Annotated in this window: 1 protein-coding gene; it reads left to right on the top strand. The window is 52.6% G+C overall.

All coding sequences use genetic code 11. The annotated features are described in order from the left end of the window. On the top strand, window positions 1-1005 hold a 1005-nt coding region (locus JUJ53_RS10135; RefSeq protein WP_204151895.1), incomplete at its 5' end, for an IS4 family transposase. Between the last annotated feature and the right edge of the window lie 20 nt (window positions 1006-1025).

The raw sequence follows: 1025 nt of genomic DNA, 5'->3' as shown, positions 1-1025 counted from the left end.
CTCACCCTCAAGCTGCTGTGGTTTCCGCTGCTCAAATACTGGATTCGACAAGTGGAAACGGGACGGGGCTTGAATCGCCATCAATGCCGCCGTCTAAGCAGGCTCAAACACCACCAACACGGCTATTGGATCCTGGCCATCGACCGCACGCAATGGAAGGGACGCAATCTGTTCATGGTCAGTGTGGTGTGGGGAACTCATGCCTTACCGGTCTATTGGGAATTGTTGGGGCAGCCTGGCAATAGTGACCTGAAAACGCAACAGCGGCTCCTGAAAGCGGCCCTGTCGGTATTTCAATCCTATCGGGTGCTAGTGCTGGGCGACCGGGAATTCCATAGCCCTAAACTGGCGGACTGGTTGGAGCAGCGAGGGGTGTCCTTTGCTCTGAGACAGAAAAAAGCGCTTTATTTCCAAACCCATCCTGACACGGAGTACCACGTGCTCAGAGATCTGGGCTTCAAGCCAGGACAGTCTCGGTTTTATGAAGGCGTTTTGTGCAATAAAGGCGATGGTCTTGGCCCCTTTAACGTAGCTGTCTATTGGAAGCGAACGTACCGTCAAACGGGACCTAGAGAACCGTGGTATATCCTGACTAATTTGCCCACCTTGAAACAAGCGCTAGCGGTCTATCGTTGCCGTTGGGGCATCGAACAGCTCTTCAAAGATTGCAAGACCGGTGGGTATCATCTGGAGGATGCCAAGGTTAATGACACTCGGTTTTTAGCGTTAGTGTTGCTGATCGCCTTGGCCTACAGTTGGGCCACGATGCACGGGCAGCAGATGAAACACCTCAGAGTAGATCAGTACGCTGGACGTATCCAAGAGCACCACGATAAGACGCCTCGCCAGAGTGATTTTAGTCTGGGGCTCTATGGTCAACGATGGATCTATGCCATGGAATTATGGGCCGACTGGGCATTCCAACTGATAGCACTCAAACCCCATAAACGGCTCTATTTTCAGCGTGGGTTTCATGCGCTATCCCTGTTGCAGCAAGACTTCTAGGGACGTTGTCACCCGTTCAG

It is taken from the genome of Leptolyngbya sp. CCY15150, assembly GCF_016888135.1.
Classification (GTDB): domain Bacteria; phylum Cyanobacteriota; class Cyanobacteriia; order RECH01; family RECH01; genus RECH01.
Note: the sequence above shows the minus strand (reverse complement) of the source record. Positions and strands in the feature narration are given on the sequence as shown.